The following is a 1,573-nucleotide window of genomic DNA, read 5'->3' on the forward strand; positions in this document are numbered from 1 at the left end:
TCCAGTACACCGGGCCGATCTCATTGCGCTTGACGTGTCCACGGAATCGCGCGCCCAGCGCGGGTCCGGTCGCTCCGTCGAGCCATTCGGCTTCGAACACCTCGGGGGAGTAGCTGCCGATGTTGCGGACGTCGGCGACCAGGTTCCAGACCTTGTCCGCGGGTGCCGCCATATGAACTGTCGCAGAGCCCTGCATGGGCTGATCAAAGCATGCTCGCGGCCGACGGGTAAGCGGAAATGCCGATGTTCGACCGGTCCTGCATGGTGCGCCACACGCATATTCGGAAACCGCACAAAAGCCGGGGACGGAAAATGGTCGCGGGCCGATGCCAGAAATTTGCGCTGCCAGGTTCGACTTCCGGCGATACGCTGGCCCGATCGTCGCGTCGGGGCCAACCTTGTCCAGACGATGGATCCGCGCTAGCGTTTCGACGTCTGCAATCAAGATTCGGACGGAGTGATTACCATCGACGATTCCTTCCACAGCACAAAGCGGTCCAAGAACGACGGCGGACCGGATGACGGTGAGGCGCCGGTCATTGTCAGCTTGGTCGAGGCGGCGATGCAGATGTTCTCCGCGGCGATCGACGCCCTGCCCGACATCAAAGATCCAGAGTTCTCCGGACGCGCGAACGTGATCCTGTCCGGTCTGCGGAAGTTGCAGACGGCGCTCACCAAAGCAGCGTCTCGCGGCCGGGCGACTCCGTCAGTCATCGTGTCCCTCAGCGGAGTTCGGACCCGCTACGACGACCTGATGGCGATGGCGGCCGAGGCGCCGGGCGCGACGTTGGGCCAACAGCTGTATGTCGTTCGCCGGCGCTCCAAGCTCTCGGCACAGGAGACTGCCAACGGCGCGGGACTCACGCCCGAGCTGCTCGACGCCATCGAGGCCGAAGAGATCCCGACCGACGAAGAGGCGGCTCGGATCAAAGAACTTCTCGCGGCACTGGGGGGCTGACGCCACCACGTGGCTTAGCCCGATTCGTGGTCACCCATGACTGACGACCGCGACACGTCCAACATCCGCCCGCCCGCAGCACGGACGGTGACGGCTGCTGTCTTGTTTACTGCCGTCCTGGTCGGTGCAGCTTTCCTGGTGATCAATCGGCTGCACTCGTTGGCGGGGAATGTCGTTGAGCACCCGGGTTCTGCGGCCACGGACGCGCAAACTCAAAGCGAAGTCGTCGAGCAGGCGAAAGCCATCGTCGCGATCGCGGCTATTCAGCGACCGACGGCCAGCTACCTCTTGATGTCCTGCAAAGACAACGACAACCCGCCCTATCAGGGAGCGGTGTACCTCGACTTCCAGCTGCCCTCCGACATCAGCGCGGACCAGTACTTTCGAACCATCACGGCGGCCATGGTCGCGCACGGCTGGCGTGAGGGCTTACCGCCCAACCAGCACATGTTCGGCAGAAATCTGTCGAAGGACGGCGTCAACGCGATCCTGTATCCGGATCGCGACTCCACGACACACGGCATCGGCCGTATCTACGGCCAGTGTCACGACATGAACAGTCACCGCGGGGCGGCGTGGATCGATGTCACCGACCGACTGCATTAGTCAGGTCGT

General features: G+C 63.3%; 3 protein-coding genes. 2 read left to right on the forward strand and 1 reads right to left on the reverse strand.

The window, feature by feature from the left end; all coding sequences use genetic code 11:
• Nucleotides 1-196 (reverse strand): SRPBCC family protein (locus WAN02_RS25320; protein WP_422267563.1); only part of this gene is annotated, 196 nt, incomplete at its 3' end.
• A 366-nt stretch (nucleotides 197-562) separates the two neighbouring features.
• Here WAN02_RS25320 and WAN02_RS25325 point away from each other — a divergent pair.
• Both WAN02_RS25325 and WAN02_RS25330 read left to right on the forward strand, forming a co-directional pair.
• Entirely contained in the window at nucleotides 563-958 is a 396-nt protein-coding gene (locus tag WAN02_RS25325; RefSeq protein WP_422267567.1) for a hypothetical protein, read from the forward strand.
• 36 nt (nucleotides 959-994) lie between these two features.
• Complete coding sequence (locus WAN02_RS25330; RefSeq protein WP_422267565.1) at nucleotides 995-1,564, forward strand: hypothetical protein; 570 nt, start codon at nucleotides 995-997, stop codon at nucleotides 1,562-1,564.
• Nucleotides 1,565-1,573: the final 9 nt, after the last annotated feature.

It is taken from the genome of Mycobacterium sp. (genome assembly GCF_049281135.1).
Taxonomy (GTDB): domain Bacteria; phylum Actinomycetota; class Actinomycetes; order Mycobacteriales; family Mycobacteriaceae; genus Mycobacterium.